The following is a 17,226-nucleotide window of genomic DNA, read 5'->3' as shown; positions in this document are numbered from 1 at the left end:
CGAGAGCCGAAGCGTCGCTGGCGGGGAACAACAAAAAGGGGAATACAAACATATGAGCACCATAAGCACGGCCCTGGAGCAGCCTGCGGAAAGCAAGCTGCTCAGGCATATCGACTGGCGTGGCGCCTTCTGGGTGGCGAGCGGCGTCCCGGCGCTGGTCCTGTTCTCGATCGGCGGCATTGCCGGGACAACCGGGAAGCTCGCCTTCGTGATCTGGACGGTGTCCATGATCATGGGTTTCCTGCAGTCCTTCACCTATGCCGAGATTGCCGGCCTGTTCCCGAACAAGTCGGGCGGCGCCTCGATCTACGGCGCAACCGCATGGCTGCGCTACTCGAAGTTCATCGCGCCGCTGTCGGTGTGGTGCAACTGGTTCGCCTGGTCGCCGGTGCTGTCGCTCGGCTGCTCGATCGCGGCCGCCTACATCCTCAACGCGCTGGTGCCGATCCCGGTCTTCTCCGAGACCTCGCCGGAGGTTGTCGCCTATATCGCCGCGCATGCCGGAACGGCTCCCGCCGACGCCATCACCGCGGTGACGGCCGCGGCGACGCCGGCGATCCGCACCTGGACGTTGTGGGGCCATACGCTCGGCCCAGTCTCGTTCACGCTCAACGCCACTTTCTTCATCGGCGCGGTGCTGATGCTGGTGATCTTCGCCATCCAGCATCGCGGCATCCTCGGCACGGCCAATGTGCAGAAATATATCGGCCTGCTGGTCATCATCCCGATGCTGATCGTCGGTGTCGTGCCGATCTTCACCGGCCAGATCGACTGGGCGAACTTTTCGCCGCTGGTGCCGCTCGCGGCCGCCTACGCCCCCGACCCGGGCTCATGGAACATCGCCGGCTGGACGCTGGCGCTCGGCGGCATGTTCATCGCCGCGTGGTCGACCTACGGCTTCGAAACCGCGGTCTGCTACACGTCGGAGTTCAAGAACCCCGGCACCGACACCTTCAAGGCCATCTTCTATTCCGGCCTGCTCTGCATGCTGCTGTTCATCCTGGTGCCCTTCACCTTCCAGGGCGTGCTCGGCCTCAACGGCATGCTGGCGACGCCGATCGTCGACGGCTCGGGCGTCGCCGATGCCTTGGCCGGCATGGTCGGCGGCGGCAAGATCATCCACAGCCTGCTGGTGATGCTGATGATCCTTGCGCTGGTGCTGTGCATCATGACGGCGATGGCCGGTTCCTCGCGCACGCTCTACCAGGGCTCGGTCGACGGCTGGCTGCCGCGCTACCTCAGCCATGTCAACGAGCACGGCGCGCCGACGCGGGCGATGTGGACCGATCTCTGCTTCAACCTGATCGTTCTGGCCATCGCCTCGGCCGACGCGACGAGCTTCTTCTTCATCCTCGCCGTGTCGAACTGCGGCTACATCATCTTCAACTTCCTCAACCTCAATGCCGGCTGGATCCACCGCATCGACAACGGCCATATCAACCGCCCATGGAAGGCGCCGACCTGGCTACTCGGCATCGGCGCGATCTTCGCCTATGTCAACGCCATCTTCATGGGCGCCGGCGCCAAGGTGTGGAACCCGATGGCGCTGTGGGCCGGCCTGATCACCGCAGCGCTGATCATCCCGGTGTTCTGCTTCCGCCACTACATCCAGGACGGCGGCAAGTTCCCCGACCACATGCTGGCCGATCTCGGCATGACGGGCGCCGACCTCGCGGTGAAGAAGGCGGGCATGCTGCCCTACCTGACGCTCGCGGCCGGTGTGGCGGTGATGCTGATTGCCAACTGGGTGTTCGTCATCTGACGACCAAGCCTTGAAGAGAAACGGGCGCTCCGGCGCGCCCGTTTGTTTTTGCGCTGTGCTCAGCCGGCCTTGCGAACCGCCTCGCTTTCGAAGAACCGGTTCGGCGGCCGCTTCAGGCCGAGATTCTCGCGTAGCGTCGATCCTTCATATTCGCGCCTGAATATCCCGCGCCGCTGCAGCTCGGGCACCACCTTCTCGGCGAAATCGTCGAGGCCGGCGGGGAGATAGGGGAACATGACGTTGAAGCCATCGGAACCATCGGTGAGCAGCCACTCCTCCATCTCGTCGGCAATGGTCTTGGGCGTGCCGACGAAAGCCAGGCCGGAATAGCCGCCCAGCCGCTGCGCCAGTTGGCGGACAGTGAGGTTTTCCCTGCGCGCCAGCTCGATGACGCGCTCGCGGCTGCTTTTCGAGGCATTGGTCTCGGGAATGTCCGGCAGCGGAGCGTCGGGATCGAAGCCCGACGCATCATGGCCAAGCGCGATCGATAGCGAGGCGATGCCGCTCTCGTAGTAGACGAGGCTGTCGAGCTTGGCGCGTTTGGCGCGCGCTTCCTCGACGCTGTCGCCGACGATGACGAAAGCGCCGGGCAGGATCTTGATGTCGTCGCGCGCGCGGCCGAGTTTTTCCGCGCGGCCTTTGACGTCGGCAAAGAAGCGTTGACCGGATGCTAGATCGGACGGTGCCGCGAAGATTACCTCCGCCGTCTCGGCGGCCAGTTGGCGGCCGACGTCGGACGCGCCGGCCTGAACGATGACCGGCCAACCCTGCACCGGCCGCGCGATGTTGAGCGGACCGCGCACCGACAGATGCTCGCCCTTGTGGTCGAGCACATGCAGTTTCGATGTATCGAAGTAGAGCCCGCTCTCCGCATCGCGGATGAAGGCGTCGTCGGCGAAACTGTCCCAGAGCCCGGTGACGACATCGTAGAACTCGCGCGCCCGGTGGTAGCGCTCGTCGTGCTCGACATGCTCGTCGAGGCCGAAATTGAGCGCGGCGTCCGGGTTGGAAGTGGTGACGATGTTCCAGCCGGCGCGGCCGCCGCTGATATGGTCGAGCGAGGCGAAGCGCCGGGCAATGTGATAGGGCGCGTCGAAGGTGGTCGATGCGGTCGCGACCAGGCCGATGTGATCGGTGACGGCGGCCAGCGCCGAGAGCAGCGTGAACGGTTCGAAGGACGTCACCGTGTGGCTGCGCCGCAGCGCCTCGATCGGCATGTTGAGCACGGCCAGATGGTCGGCCATGAAGAAGGCGTCGAACTTCGCGGCTTCCAGCGTTTGCGCGAAGCGCTTCAGATGCGCGAAGTTGAAATTGGCGTCGGGATAAGCGCCCGGATAGCGCCAGGCGCCGGTGTGAAGACTGACGGGACGCATGAAGGCGCCAAGTCGCAGCTGCCGTTTTTCTGACATGGGATGATCCAGCGATGACGAGCGTTGTCGCTCCGATATCGGCGCAGGATCGGCCTGTATCAAGTTCGTGAAAAGGAAATCTGTTTTGCCGAAACCCCTGCGCGGAGCATTTTTCGCTCCACGCTGGAGCCCTTGATGCGGATCATCCGCCACCGGCTTCTGCCGATGGCGGATGATTTCAGGTTGCCACCTTTATTCCGCGGCGAGCGCCAGCTGCGGTCTTTCAATGCCTTCGATCTGTTCCGGCTCGGGCGCCTGCTCGTCGGTCTTGGCCTTCTTCGGCGCGCGGCCGAAGAACAGGGCGTAGCCAGCCGGCAGCACCAGGATGGTGAGCACGGTGGCGACGAGGATGCCGCCCATCATGGCGTAGGCGAGCGGCCCCCAGAACACGGCGCGCGAGATCGGAATCAGCGCCAGCACGGCGGTCAGCGCCGTCAGCATGATCGGCCGGAAGCGGCGCACGGCAGCACCGACGATCGCTTCCGATCGTTCCATGCCGGCCGCGATATCCTGGTCGATCTGGTCGACCAGGATGATCGAGTTGCGCATGATGATGCCGAGCAGCGCGATGACGCCGAGGATGGCGACGAAGCCGAACGGCGCGCCGCTGATCAGCAGCGCCGCGGCGGCGCCGATGATGCCAAGCGGACCGGTGGCCAGCACCAGCATCGATTTGCCGAAATGCTGCAGCTGGACCATCAGCAGCACGACGATGATGGCGAGCATGATCGGCGCCTTGGCGGCGATCGAAGCCTGGCTTTCGGCCGAATCCTCGGCGCCGCCCTGGATCTCGACCTTGTAGCCGGGCGCCAGGCCGGCGCGCAGGTCCTTCATGTCGTTGTACATCTTGGTGACGACGTCGTTCGACTGCACGCCGTCGGGCAGCGTGGCGCGCACGCTGATCGTCGGCAGGCGGTCGCGCCGCCATTCGATGCCCTGCTCCATGACGGGCACGACCTTGGCCACCTGCGACAGCGGCACCGAGCCGCCGAAGTCGGTCGGGATGTAGACCGAGTCGACCGAGGACAGGAGATGGCGGGTCGCATCCGGCTCGCGGGCGACGATCGAGACCGTCTCCTCGCCGTCGCGGAAGTCGTCGAGCGGCGCGCCGGACATGGTGGCCTGCAGCATCTGGCGGATGCGCTGCGAGGTGACGCCGAGCGCCCGGGCGCGGTCCTGGTCGATCACCAGCTTCATCGCCGGCACCGGCTCCAGCCAGTCGTCATGGATGGCGCCAAGCAGCGGGTTGGCCTGGAACTTCGCCTTCACCTCGTCGGCGATGCGGCGCACCTCCTTGCGGTCCGGACCCATGACGCGCATCTGCACCGGCCAGCCGGTCGGCGGACCGAGGAAGAGACGGTCGACCTTGCCGCGAATCGAGGGGAAATCCTGCGCCAGGATCCTGCGCATCTTGACGATCAGCCGCTCGCGCGCCGGCTCGTCCTTGGCCATCACCAGCAACTGGGCGAAGTTGGGGTTGCGCAGCTGCTGGTCGAGCGGCAGGAAGAAGCGCGGCGCGCCTTCGCCGATATAAGTGGCGATGAAGCGCTTGTCGGGATCGTCCATCATCTTGGCTTCCAGCGCCTGGGCCTGCTTCTCGACCTCCTTGATCGAGGTGCCTTCCGGCAGCCACAGATCGACCAGGATTTCCGGACGCGAGGATTGCGGGAAGAAGTTCTGCGGAATGAACTGGAAGGCCCACAGGCTGGTGGCGAAGGTGACCAGCGTCATGACCAGCACGATGATGCGGTGGCGCACGGCCCAGGTGACCGTGGCGCGCAAGCGGCGATAGAAGCCGGTGTCGAAGACATCGTGATGGGTGCCGGCATGCTTGCGCTGCTTCAGGATCATGTAGCCGAGCCACGGTGTGAAATAGACCGCGACGAACCACGACACGACCAGCGCGATGCCGACGACATAAAACAGCGTGCGCACATATTCGCCGGCGGTGGACGCCGCGAAGCCGACCGGGATGAAGCCCGCCGTGGTGATCAGCGTGCCGGTGAGCATCGGGAAGGCGGTCGAGGTATAGGCGAAGCTCGCCGCCTCGATCTTGACCAGCCCTTCTTCGAGCTTTCGTTCCATCATCTCGACCACGATCATGGCGTCGTCGACCAACAGGCCGAGCGCGATGATCAGCGCACCGAGCGAGATGCGCTGCAGGTCGATGCCGATCTCGTACATGATGGCGAAGGTGGCGGCGAGAACCAGCGGGATGGCGATGGCGATCACCAGGCCCGAGCGCCAGCCGATCGACAGCAGCGAGACGGCAAGCACGATCAGCAGCGCTTCGCCGAGCGCCTCCATGAACTCGCTCACCGCGTCCTTGACCACCTGCGGCTGGTCGGAGATCTGGTCGACCGCGACGCCGTAGGGCAAGCCTGCCTCGAAGCGCTGGTACGTCACTTCCACATCCTTGCCGACGTCCCTGACGTTGAAACCCTTGGCCATGACGACGCCAAGCTGGACGCTCTCATGGCCGTTGAAGCGGTATTTGCGCTCGTAGGGATCCTCGAGGCCGGACGAGACGGTGGCGATGTCGCCGAGACGCGTCACCTGGTTGCCTGAGCGGAGTCTCAGCTCGCGGATATCGGCGGCCCTGGTGACGTCGCCCTCGACCGAGATGCGCACCGAGCGCAGGCCGGTGTCGACATTACCCGCCGGATCGACGGCGTTCTGGCCTTTGACGGCGTTCTGCAGGTCGAGGATGGTCAGGCCGCGCTCGGCCAGCGCCTTGGAGGAGACGTCGATATAGATCTTCTCCGGCTGGTCGCCGATGATGACGGCCTTCTCCACGCCCGGCGTCGTCAACAGCATGTCGCGCGCCTGGATGGCGAATTTCTTCAGCTCCGGATAGGTGAAGCCGTCACCGCTGATCGAATGCAGCGTGATGAAAGTGTCGCCGAACTCGTCGTTGAAATAGGGACCGAGCAGGCCCTGCGGCAGGTCGCCGGAAATATCGCCGACCTTCTTGCGCACCTGATAGAAGGCGTCCTTCACCTGGTCGGCATTGGTATCGCCCTTGACCTGGAGAGTGATGATGGCGCTGCCGGCGCGGGTGTAGGAGCGCACGAAATCGAGATGCGGGGTTTCCTGCAGCTTGCGCTCGATCTTGTTGACGACCTGATCCTCCATGTCCTGGATCGAGGCGCCAGGCCAGATCGCTTGCACCACCATGACGCGGAAGGTGAAGTCCGGGTCTTCCTTCTGGCCCATGCGCATCAGGCCGAGCGCGCCGGCCAGGATGATCAGCCCGAACAGAAAGCGCGCGATGCTCGGATGCCCGATCGCCCAACGCGAAAGATTGAAGGGCCGCTTTTCAGTGCTGCTGTCGGTCGTGGTGGTCATGGCGCAAGTCCAGTCCAATTGATCGGCAAGGCACGCCTGATGTGCCGCCCATGAATTTCTCGGTCGGGTTTCCGGGCGGCGAGACCCCTCAAGCGGAGAGAGAAACGCAATCGCGCTGGACGCGGCACTGCCGCGGGGGAGCCAACATGCCGGCGTCCCGCGATCGGGCGACCGCCGCCCGGAACCCATGCCCTCCCCGGCCCGCGGCTCGATGCAGCGAGAGCGGGAAAAGCGTTCTTCCGCCTGGTTAGTGCAGGCTGCTGGTGGTCGCGACGTCGTCCTCCGCCGAGGCGGATTGCTGAGCGTCGCCGGAAAGCTTGACCTTCAGGTTCTCGGTCATGAACTGGGTGCCGGCCGCGACCACGACATCGCCCTGTTTCAGGCCGTCGGCCACGGCGACGCCGTCGGCGGTGAAGTTGGCGACCTTGATCGGACGCAGATGCACCGTGTCGGAACCGCGGTCGACCGTCCAGACGATCTGCTTGCCGTCCTTCTCGGTCATTGCGGTCAGCGGGATCGACACGAGCTGCGCCTTGCTGCCGACGGTCGCCTGGACATTGGCGGTCATGCCGAGCAGTACGCGCGGATCATTGGGCAGTGACACCCGGACGGCGAAGGTGCGCGACTGCGGGTCGGCGCTGCCGGCGACCTCGCGGACCTTGCCGGTGAGCGCAAGTCCTTCGTCCGACCAGAAGCTCGCCTTGACCTCCTTGCCGGGCTTGAAGCCGGCGATGTCCATTTCCGGCACGGCGATCGACACTTCCTTCTCGCCGTCGACCGCAACGGTCATTACCGGCGTGCCGGCGGCGACCACCTGGCCGACATCGGCGGAAATCGCGGTGACGATGCCATTCTTGCTGGCTTTCAGATCGGCATATTGAACCTGGTTCTGCGCCTGGGCCAGCGTCGAACGGGCGGCATCGCGCGTCGCCACTGCCTGGTCATAGGTCAGCCGCGCCTGGTCGAGCTGCGACTTCGGCGCGAAATTCTTGGCATAGAGCTGTTCGGCGCGCTTCCTGGCGAGGTCGACGGTCTCGACCTGGCGCTCGGCGGCATCGAGGCTCGCGGCGGCGCTCTTCACCGACAGCTCGTAGTCGGAAGGATCGACGCGGGCGAGCACGTCGCCTTCGTTCACATGCTGGCCGATATCGACTAGGCGCTCGGTGACCTTGCCGGCGATACGGAAGCCGAGATTCATCTCGGTGCGGGCCCGCACCGAACCGGAATAGTCGAGCTGGCGAGTGGTCTGCGCCTCGCCGATCTCGACCACCTTCACCGGCCGGACGATTTCCTGGACGACCTCGGCCTTCTCCTGGCTGCAGCCGGCAAGGCCGAGCGCCGCTACGACGATACCGACGGCTGGGAGGCCGGCGGCCGGCAGCTTGCGGAGGATGGAACTGGACAAAGACACCTTAGCACTCCCGAACTGGAGATGATCGTCGACCGCACCCGGCGGACAGCTTCTATTTCAAGGCTCTGATGGCGTAGTCGATAAGTTCGTCGGGCATCGCCCGGTTGGTCTTGGCAAGGCACTGCGCCACCATCTGCGGGTGGCACAGAATGACAGTGGCGGCGCCGAAGCAGCGCGAGGCGGTTTCAGGATCCTGCTGCCTGAACTCGCCGGCCTCGACACCCTCGCGGATCACCTCGGCGAACAGGTCGTGGATGCTGTTGACATGCTTGTCGATGACGCCCCAGTCGCGCTCCAGCGCGACGATGACCATCTCATGCACCTTCTCCTGGTCGAGCATGACCTCCAGCGTCATCTTGTACTGGGCGTGGATGTAGCGCCGCAGCCGCTCCTCGGCGCTGATCGGCAGGTGCATGATCTCGTAGGCCATCTTGTAGCTGGCGCCGAGCATGCGGCCGCAAACGGCCTGGTGGATCTCAACCTTGGAGGCAAAGAAGCGGTAGATGTTGGCCGGCGACATGCCGAGCTCGCGGGCGATGTCGGCAACGTTGGTCTTGCCGTAGCCGTAGTGGCGGAACAGCCGCTCGGCGCAGTCGAGAATGCGGGTCACATTCTCCTGTCTGGCGGGGTCTGCCACGATGTTGGCGGCTTCTGACATGGCGCTTTCGTTTGATGAGTGACGAATTTCAATTTTCGTCAGTCGTAAAACGAAAGAAGCGAGGAGTCAACGCGAAATCGACGTACGCGTATAATTGGTGACAGATGGTGACAGTCTGAAGGGGCGTGCCGCGTGATGAGAAGAGACTATTCTCGAGCGCAGCGATCCTTCGCACCCCCTCTGTCCTGCCGGACATCTCCCCCGCAAGGGGGGAGATTGGCAGTTCCGCCGACGACGCCTGCCTTGCGACGTTGATGACTGGCGAAAGCGGCGGCGACATCCGATCTCCCCCCTTGCGGGGGAGATGGCCGGCAGGCCAGAGGGGGGTGGGCGGGAACTCGGCCTCGCCCGTTGGGGATCAGGCCCCCTTCGCCATCTCCCGCAGCCGGAATTTTTGGATCTTCCCCGTCGAGGTCTTCGGGATTTCCGCAAACACCACCGCCTTAGGCACCTTGAAGCGGGCCAGCAGCCCTCGGCAATGCTCGATGATCTCGGCTTCGGTCGCGGTCTTGCCCGGCTTCAGCTCGACATAGGCGACCGGCACCTCGCCCCATTTGTCGTCGGCGCGCGCAACCACGCCGCAGGAGGCGACCGACGGATGCTTGTAGAGCGCATCCTCGACCTCGATGGAGGAGATGTTCTCGCCGCCCGAGATGATGATGTCCTTGGAACGGTCCTTGAGCTGGATGTAGCCGTCGGGGTGCATGACGCCGAGATCGCCGGAGTGGAACCAGCCGCCGGCGAAAGCCTCGTCGGTCGCCTTCCTGTTCTTCAGATAGCCCTTCATGACGATGTTGCCGCGGAACATCACCTCGCCGATGGTCTCGCCGTCGGCGGGCGTCTCCACCATCGTCTGAGGATCCATAACCGTCAGGCCTTCGAGCGCGGCATAGCGCACGCCCTGGCGCGCCTTCTTCGCGGTCCTCGGTCCTTTTTCGAGATCATCCCACTCATTGTGCCATTCGTTGACGACGGCCGGGCCGTAGGTCTCGGTGAGGCCGTAGAGATGGGTGACGGCGAAACCGGCGTCGGCCATGCCGGCAAGCACCGCCTCCGGCGGGGGTGCCGCGGCCGTGTTGAAGGTAACCATCTGCGGGAACTGCCGCTTGTCCTCGTCCTTGGCGTTGATCAGCACCGACATGACAATCGGCGCGCCGCAGAGATGGGTGACGCCATGGTCGGCGATCGCGTCATACATCGGCTTGGCCCGCACCCAGCGCAGGCAGACATGGGTGCCGGCCTGCACGGCAAGCGTCCAGGGGAAGCACCAGCCATTGCAGTGGAACATCGGCAGCGTCCAGAGATAGACGGCGTGCTTGGCCATACCGGCATGGATGGTGTTGGTGTAGGCCATCAGCGCAGCACCCCGATGGTGGTAGACGACGCCCTTCGGGTTGCCCGTCGTGCCTGATGTGTAGTTGAGCGAGATGGCGTCCCATTCGTCGTCGGGCATCGACCAGGCGAAAGCCTCGTCGCCGCCTGCGAGGAAGTCTTCGTAGTCGAGGGCGCCGATCCGCTCGCCCTTCGGATAGGGCGCGTCGGCGGCGTAGTCCGGATCGTCATAGTCGATGACCAATGGCTTCACCTTGGCCAAGGCCAGCGCCTCTTTGACCACGCCCGAGAACTCGCGGTCGACGATCAGCACCTTCGTGTCGGCATGGTCGAGCTGGAAAGCGATGACGGCGGCGTCGAGGCGGGTGTTGAGCGAATGCAGCACCGCCTTGGTCATCGGCACGCCGAAATGGGCTTCCAGCATCGGCGGCGTGTTGGACAGCATCACCGTCACCGTATCGCCCTTGCCGATGCCGCGCTTGGCAAGCGCCGCGGCAAGCTTCAGCGAGCGGCGCCAGAACTCGCGATAAGTGATGCGCTGGCCGCCATGGATGATGGCGACATGATCGGGATAGGTTTTTGCCGCCCGCTCGAGATAGGTCAGCGGCGTCAGCGGCTGATGATTGGCGGCGTTCCTGTCGAGATCCTGTTCGTAGGGATTGGCCATCCCGTTCTCCCCGATGTTCTTTTCGAGCTTTCTAACCTTAGGTCCGCCGTCACGCTATCCCCCTTCCGCGGCTGAAAATGCTAGGATGCGCCGGCTTGGTGGAATGGCGATCCACGCCGAGCCATCCTGACAGGCGATCGTGACCAGTCGAGCCGAATTTGACTTTTGTCGAGAGCCGTGACTAATGTCAGCCGAGGAGGCGGCATGGCGATCCGACCGGCAGAACAGCTCATCCACAAGGCCGCCTGGCTTTACTATGCGCATGGCCTTCGCCAGGACGAAGTGGCGAGCCAGCTCAACATTTCCCGCGCCTCGGTCGCCATGTATCTGCGCAAGGCGCGCGAGACCGGCATCGTCAACATCTCGACCTCGACGCAGCTCTTCACCGACGACGTCATGGCGCGCCGGCTGGAAGACGCCTTCAAGCTTGACGCGGTCTGGATCGCGCCGGAAAACGCCTACCTCGCCGACCCTTCGACCGACATCGCGGTGCTGGCGGCGAGCGTCTTCCTGGAGCTCGTCAGGAAGGGCGACCGCATCGGCGTCGCCTGGGGCCGCACGGTCTACACGATCGCCGACATCATGTCGTTCGCCGACCTACAGGACGTCACCGTGGTGCAGCTCTGCGGTAATCTTGGCGCGCCCTATTCCTACCGACCCGACCAGTGCACGATGGAGATCGCACGGCGGCTGAATGCCAAGGGCCTGAACTTCTATGCGCCGCTGGTGCTGTCGACGGAAGAGCTGGCGAAGAGCCTGCGCGCCGAGCCGGTGATCCGCGACCAGCTTGCCGGCATCGCCGACTGCGACCTAGCGCTCTATTCCGTCGGCGCGGTCGACGCCGACAGTCATCTGGTGAAATGCGGCGCGCTGTCGCCGGCCGAGATGGAGGCGCTGCGCAGCCAGGGTGCTGCCGGCGTCATCGCCGGGCAGATCATCGACGCCAGCGGCGAGGTGCTCGACTGCAGCTACAACCGGCGCGTCATCTCCGCCGAACTCGCCTCGCTGCGCGCCATCGAGAAGCGGCTGATGGTGGTGCAGGAAGACACCAAGTTCGATCCGCTGCTTGCGGCCGTCGCCGGCGGGCTCTGCACGCATCTGGTGATCGGCGCGCATATGGCCGGGCGCCTGCTCGAGCACGCAGGCGAAGCCGGCAAAAAAGCATCCTAGAAAAACCACCCCTGGCCGCTTCTGTCATCAAGACGTCGCGGCTTTCTGTTCATGAGCAAAAAAGACGGAACTGGACTGGAACGACATGCAGAACCTTTGGAATGACGCCGACGCGGAAAAGATGGTTGCCGACTATGCGAAAAAGGGCGTCGGCCGCGACCTTGCGCTGCGCGTCTACACGACCCGCCTGCTCGGCGGCGAGCCGCGGCTGGTGCTGCATGGCGGCGGCAACACCTCCTGCAAGACCAAAGCCACCGATCTGGTCGGCGACGAATGGGACGTGCTCTGCGTCAAGGGCAGCGGCTGGGACATGGCGGTCATCGAGCCGCAGGGACTGCCGGCGGTGAAGATGGGCGCGCTGCTCAAGGCGCGCGGACTTGTCGAGTTGTCCGACGAGGACATGGTGGCGCTGCAGCGCTCCAACCTGATCGATCCCGCCTCGCCCAACCCGTCGGTCGAGACGCTGCTGCACGCCTTCCTGCCGCACCGTTTCGTCGACCACACGCATTCGACGGCGATCCTCGCCATCGTCGACCAGGAAGATAGCAAGCCGCTGATCAAGACCGTGTTCGGCGACAGACTAGGCTACGTGCCCTACATCAAGCCGGGCTTCGACCTCGCCAAGGTCGCGGCGGAAGTCTTTGACGCCGACCGACAAGTCGAGGGCCTGATCCTCGACAAGCACGGCATCTTCACCTTCGGCGACGACGCGAAGCAAGCCTATGATCGCATGATCCACTACGTGAACGTCGCCGAGGATTATGTCGCCAGGAACGGCAAGCCGCAGGCGGCGAAAGCGGCGCTGCCGGCAAAGCTCGCCAAGCCGAGCGACATCGCGCCGACCCTGCGCGGCGCCGTCGCCGTGGCACGCGGCGAAGGCCGCTTCGACCGCATGATCAGCGATTTCCGCACCTCGGACGCGATCGTCGATTTCATCAATTCGGCCAAGATCGCCGACTATGCCGGGCGCGGCGTGTCGACGCCCGACCTGTCGATCCGCATCAAGACCGGGCCGATGGCGGTGCCGGCGCCCGACGCCGACAAGCTCGGTGACTACAAGGCCGTGGTGCGCGGCCATGTCGACGCCTTCGTCAAGGACTACACCGCCTATTTCGAGACCAATGACGCGCTGGACGACATCAAGCGCACCATGCTCGACCCGATGCCGCGCCTGACGCTGGTTCCGGGGCTCGGCATGTTCGGCCATGGCCGCACGCTGAAGGATGCGAAGATCGCCTCGGATGTCGGCGAGATGTGGATCGAAGCGGTGCGCGGCGCCGAGGCCGTCGGCAATTTCCATCCGCTCTCCAAGGCCGATCTCTTCCCGCTGGAATACTGGTCGCTGGAGCAGGCCAAGCTTGCCTCGAACAAGCCGAAGCCGCTGACCGGCCAGGTCGTGCTGATCACCGGCGGCGCCGGCGCCATCGGCGCCGCGACGGCAAAACTGTTCGCCGCCAACGGCGCGCATGCGGTGATCGTCGACCTGGACCCGACCAAGGCTGCGGAAGCGGCGAAGGCGGCCGGCAACAACTCGATCGGCGTCGGCGCCGACATCACCAACCCGGCCGAGATGCGCGCCGCCTTCGACAAGGCGGTCGCCGTCTATGGCGGCGTCGACATCCTGGTTTCGAATGCGGGTGCTGCCTGGGAAGGCCGGATCGGCGAGCTCGACGACGCCGCGCTGCGCAAGAGCTTCGAGCTCAACTTCTTCGCCCATCAATCGGCGGCGCAGAACGCGGTGCGCATCATGCTGGAACAGGGCACCGGCGGCGTGCTGCTCTTCAACACCTCCAAGCAGGCGATCAATCCCGGCCCGAAATTCGGCGCCTACGGCATTCCGAAGGCGGCGACGCTGTTCCTGTCCAGGCAATATGCCCTGGACTACGGCGCCTATGGCATCCGCTCCAATGCGGTCAATGCCGACCGCATCCGCTCGGGTCTCTTGACCGACGCGATGATCGCCAGCCGTTCCGGCGCGCGCGGCGTGTCGGAGAAAGAATACATGTCCGGCAACCTGCTCGGACAGGAGGTGACGGCCGACGACGTGGCGCAGGCCTTCCTGCACCAAGCGCTGGCCGATCGCACCACTGCCGACGTGACGACGGTGGATGGCGGCAACATCGCGGCGGCTCTGCGGTGATGCTTGTCCTGTAAAAGGGACAGGGTACCTGCTTGCAGGAATGCTCCTCTGTAGCTACATTGTAGCCTCAGAGGAGTCACATATGGCATCAGATACGGTAGTCCGCTCTCGGATCGATACCGCAACGAAGGATCAGGCCACGGAAGCCTTGGCGGCCATGGGATTGTCGGTCTCTGACGCCATTCGCCTGTTACTGGTCCGTGTCGCCGCCGACAAGGAATTTCCCTTTCCGGTGAAAGTCCCGAACGCAACCACGCGAAAGGCCATGGCCGAATTGGAGAAGGGCAAGCGCAAGCGTTTGGCGTCGGCCGACGAGTTGTTCAAGGATCTGGCAATCTGACATGACGCGGCTCAGACCGGACGGCCTTTCACACTTCTGCTGAAAAACTGCTTCAACCGGTCAAAGTCCCACTCCAATCCTTCGCTTATTACTCGGACGGTTGAAGGGGGACGTCTGGTGTTTCGCATGCGAGCTCCAACCCTGATCATTGGTGGAGTTGGCGATGAGCGCAAAAAAACTTCGTATCGGTGTGCTGTTCGGAGGGCGCTCCGCCGAGCACGAGGTGTCGCTGCTTTCGGCGACCAATGTCATGGCTGCGCTGGATCCGGCGAAATACGATGCCGTTCCGATCTTCGTCACCCGCGAAGGGCAATGGCTGCTCAGCCGCTTCGAAAACGGCGCGCTGGCGACACCGTCGGTCGGCATGCAGCTCTGCCTTGTGCCGGGTGGCCGTGGGCGAATGCTGGCGATCCCCGCCAGCGGCGCGGCCCATGAACTTCCCGCGATCGATATCCTGTTTCCGGTGCTGCACGGACTGCATGGCGAGGACGGCGCGGTGCAGGGGCTGGCCGAAGTGGCGCGCGTGCCGCTCGCCGGTTGCGGCATCCTTGGTTCGGCGACCGCCCTCGACAAGGACATCGCCAAGCGGCTGTTGAAGGCGGCTGGCCTGCCCGTCGCCCGCTCGGTGACCATCGATGAGGGTGCGGCGCCTTCGCTTGCCGAACTGGAAGACCAGCTCGGCCTGCCGCTGTTCATCAAGCCGGCGCGGCAGGGCTCGTCGGTCGGTGTCGCGAAGGTCAATGCCAGCCAGGAATTCGACCGGGCGTTGACGGAAGCCTTCCAGCACGACCGCAAGCTCCTGGCGGAAGAATTCGTTCGCGGCCGAGAGATCGAATTCAGCGTGCTGGAGAGCCCCGAGGGCAAGCTCTTCGTCTCGCGTCCAGGCGAGATCGTGCCGGCGGAGAGTCACGGCTTCTACAACTACAACGCCAAATATATCGACGAGAATGGCGCGGCCCTGATCGTGCCGGCGGACCTTTCGCCGGAAGTCGGGGAAGCCATGCGCGACATGGCCGCAAGGGCGTTCCGAGCGCTCGGCTGCGACGGCATGGCCCGCGTCGACTTCTTCCTGGCGCCTGACATGACGTTCCTGATCAATGAACTGAACACCATTCCCGGCTTCACCAACATCAGCATGTACGCCAAGGCCATGGCGGCAAGCGGCGTCAGCTACCCGGAGGTCATCGACCGCCTGGTGGCGCATGGGCTGGCGCGCGCCGGCTCTGACGACTGAAATCTCCTAGCAGCAAGTTGGCCACGTCGCCGCATCACTCCGGAAGACCTGCCTTGCGGAAACCTTCGACGAAATGCCGGAGTGTCGCATCGTCGCGGAACGGCTCTGTGTCGACCCAGCGCTGTGTGGAGAAATGCGGGTTGCCGACGAGGAACAGCGCGACCTCGGTGCGCGCCTCGTCGAGGCGGCCGAGTTGGGCAAGGCTTGCGGCCAGGAAGCGGCGTGAGCTTGTGCGATAGGTCTCGTCGCGGCGCAGCGTCTCGACGGCGGCTTCGTAGTCGCGGGCCGCGTATTGCGCCTGGCCGAGCGTCAGATAGTACCAGCTCGGTGGAAACGGGTTCAACCGGAACGCCTTTCGAATGTGCTCCAGGCCATCGTCCAACCGCCCGGCCAGCACGTCGATATCGGACAATGTCGCCCAGATATCGGCTTCGTTTGGATCGAGCTCGATCGCCTTGGCGAATTCCACATCCGACTGGTCGAAATCCCGTTCATAGGCAAGCAGGTTGGCTAGAACCCAGCGGCAGCCGGCGTCGTTGGGGTCGATCGCCACGGCTTTGCGTGCCAGTTCCAGGGAGATGCTGCGGGCAGGCTCGAACGGCTCGCCCCAATGCACCCAGCTCATCCAGTGGTTCATCGCGAGCCAGCGATAGGCCTCGGCATAGTCCGGATCGAGCGAGATCGCGCGAGTCAGCATCAGATGCGCTTCGCGCGCCATCTGCGGGGATTCGTCGAACGATTTGCGCGCCCGCACGCAGAGATCATAGGCCTCCAGATTCCTGGGCCGGTTGCGGGCCGGCGGCGCGCGCAGCCGGCCGAGCAGCGCTTCAACGATCCTGGCAGTGACCGCGTCCTGGACCGCAAAAATGTCTTCCAGGCCGCGATCGAAGCGTTCCGCCCAGAGATGCTCGCCACTCATGGCGTCGACCAGCTGAGCATTGATGCGCACGCGCCCGGCGGCGCGTCTCGCGCTGCCTTCCAGGAGATAACGTACGCCGAGGTCCTTGGCGATCATGCGCACATCCATCGCTTTGCCCTTGTAGGCAAACACCGAGTTGCGGGCGATGACGAACAGGCCACCTATCCTTGAGAGGTCGGTGATCAGATCCTCGGTCAAGCCGTCCGCGAAGGACTCCTGCTCGGGATCGCTGCTGAAGGCCGCGAAGGGCAGTACGGCGATCGACGGCTTGTCGGGCAGCGGCAAAGATTTCTTCTGCTCGCCTTCGAGCTTTTCGATGACGCCGGTGAAGCGATAGCCGACGCGCGGGACCGTGGCGATCCACTCGCCGCCATCGGTCGTCGGGCCAAGCAGCTTCCTGAGCTGCGCGATCTGGACGGTTAGATTGCCTTCCTCGACGGCGGTGCCCGGCCAGGCCGCATCCATCAGCTCGGCCTTGGCCAGGATTTCGCCCGGACGCCCGACAAGCGCCTCGAGCAGCTTCAGCCCACGGTGACCGGCGGCAACGGGAACATCGCCCCGGAGCAGCGTTCCCGCGCCCGGATCAAACACGAACGGTCCAAAGGCAAAGCGCGATCCCTGCATGCGGCGATCTATAGAGCAATTCCAGGAAAAGTGTGAACGGTTAAGTTCGGCGACTTCGCCGTAACCTTCCGTCCGGAATTGCGTAAAAACAAAGAGATAGAGCGGTTCGCCGTTTCCCTGAAACGGTGAACCGTTCTAGGCTGTAGTGACAATTTAATTATTTGAGCCAGAGCATGATGGCAGCGAGCTTGACGAAGCCGAGGAAGTTTGCG

Annotated in this window: 11 protein-coding genes; 5 read left to right on the top strand and 6 right to left on the bottom strand. The window is 64.3% G+C overall.

What is annotated here, in order from left to right:
- Window positions 1-52: 52 nt before the first annotated feature.
- The gene (locus KVT37_RS12760; RefSeq protein ID WP_217573332.1) at window positions 53-1,762 is read left to right on the top strand and encodes an APC family permease; all 1,710 of its coding nucleotides are present in this window, start codon (window positions 53-55) and stop codon (window positions 1,760-1,762) included.
- 59 nt (window positions 1,763-1,821) lie between these two features.
- On the opposite strand, the gene KVT37_RS12755 is transcribed toward KVT37_RS12760, so the two are convergent.
- From KVT37_RS12755 to KVT37_RS12735, 5 genes are all read right to left on the bottom strand, one after another.
- On the bottom strand, window positions 1,822-3,171 hold the full coding sequence (locus KVT37_RS12755) for an LLM class flavin-dependent oxidoreductase (RefSeq protein WP_217573330.1): 1,350 nt from the start codon (window positions 3,169-3,171) through the stop codon (window positions 1,822-1,824).
- Window positions 3,172-3,363: 192 nt separating this feature from the next.
- Window positions 3,364-6,519 carry an efflux RND transporter permease subunit gene (locus KVT37_RS12750; protein ID WP_217573327.1) on the bottom strand — a complete coding sequence of 1,052 codons (3,156 nt, stop codon included), beginning with the start codon at window positions 6,517-6,519 and terminating at the stop codon, window positions 3,364-3,366.
- Between the two features lie 247 nt (window positions 6,520-6,766).
- Window positions 6,767-7,912 carry an efflux RND transporter periplasmic adaptor subunit gene (locus KVT37_RS12745; RefSeq protein ID WP_308642621.1) on the bottom strand — a complete coding sequence of 382 codons (1,146 nt, stop codon included), beginning with the start codon at window positions 7,910-7,912 and terminating at the stop codon, window positions 6,767-6,769.
- A gap of 70 nt (window positions 7,913-7,982) precedes the next feature.
- A complete protein-coding gene (locus KVT37_RS12740) occupies window positions 7,983-8,588 on the bottom strand; it encodes a TetR family transcriptional regulator (RefSeq protein ID WP_217573323.1) in 606 nt (201 codons plus the stop codon).
- Between the two features lie 358 nt (window positions 8,589-8,946).
- Entirely contained in the window at window positions 8,947-10,587 is a 1,641-nt protein-coding gene (locus KVT37_RS12735; protein WP_217573321.1) for an acyl-CoA synthetase, read from the bottom strand.
- A 204-nt stretch (window positions 10,588-10,791) separates the two neighbouring features.
- On the opposite strand from KVT37_RS12735, the gene KVT37_RS12730 reads away from it, so the two are divergent.
- The 4 genes from KVT37_RS12730 to KVT37_RS12715 all read left to right on the top strand — a co-directional run bounded on the left by KVT37_RS12730 (window position 10,792) and on the right by KVT37_RS12715 (window position 15,471).
- Window positions 10,792-11,757 (top strand): sugar-binding transcriptional regulator, encoded by a 966-nt coding sequence (locus KVT37_RS12730; protein WP_217573319.1) that lies wholly within the window; start codon window positions 10,792-10,794, stop codon window positions 11,755-11,757.
- Window positions 11,758-11,842: 85 nt separating this feature from the next.
- On the top strand, window positions 11,843-13,897 hold the full coding sequence (locus KVT37_RS12725) for a bifunctional aldolase/short-chain dehydrogenase (protein ID WP_217573317.1): 2,055 nt from the start codon (window positions 11,843-11,845) through the stop codon (window positions 13,895-13,897).
- An 82-nt stretch (window positions 13,898-13,979) separates the two neighbouring features.
- Window positions 13,980-14,237, top strand: coding sequence for a type II toxin-antitoxin system RelB/DinJ family antitoxin (locus tag KVT37_RS12720; RefSeq protein WP_217573315.1), 258 nt, complete (start codon window positions 13,980-13,982; stop codon window positions 14,235-14,237).
- A gap of 163 nt (window positions 14,238-14,400) precedes the next feature.
- Window positions 14,401-15,471, top strand: a complete 1,071-nt coding sequence (locus tag KVT37_RS12715; RefSeq protein ID WP_217573313.1) for a D-alanine--D-alanine ligase family protein — start codon at window positions 14,401-14,403, stop codon at window positions 15,469-15,471.
- A gap of 34 nt (window positions 15,472-15,505) precedes the next feature.
- On the opposite strand, the gene KVT37_RS12710 is transcribed toward KVT37_RS12715, so the two are convergent.
- Entirely contained in the window at window positions 15,506-17,014 is a 1,509-nt protein-coding gene (locus tag KVT37_RS12710; protein WP_217573311.1) for a winged helix-turn-helix domain-containing tetratricopeptide repeat protein, read from the bottom strand.
- Window positions 17,015-17,226 lie beyond the last annotated feature (212 nt).

Source organism: Mesorhizobium sp. GbtcB19, assembly GCF_019091085.1.
Taxonomy (GTDB): domain Bacteria; phylum Pseudomonadota; class Alphaproteobacteria; order Rhizobiales; family Rhizobiaceae; genus Mesorhizobium.
This window is presented reverse-complemented; position numbering and strand designations above follow the sequence as displayed.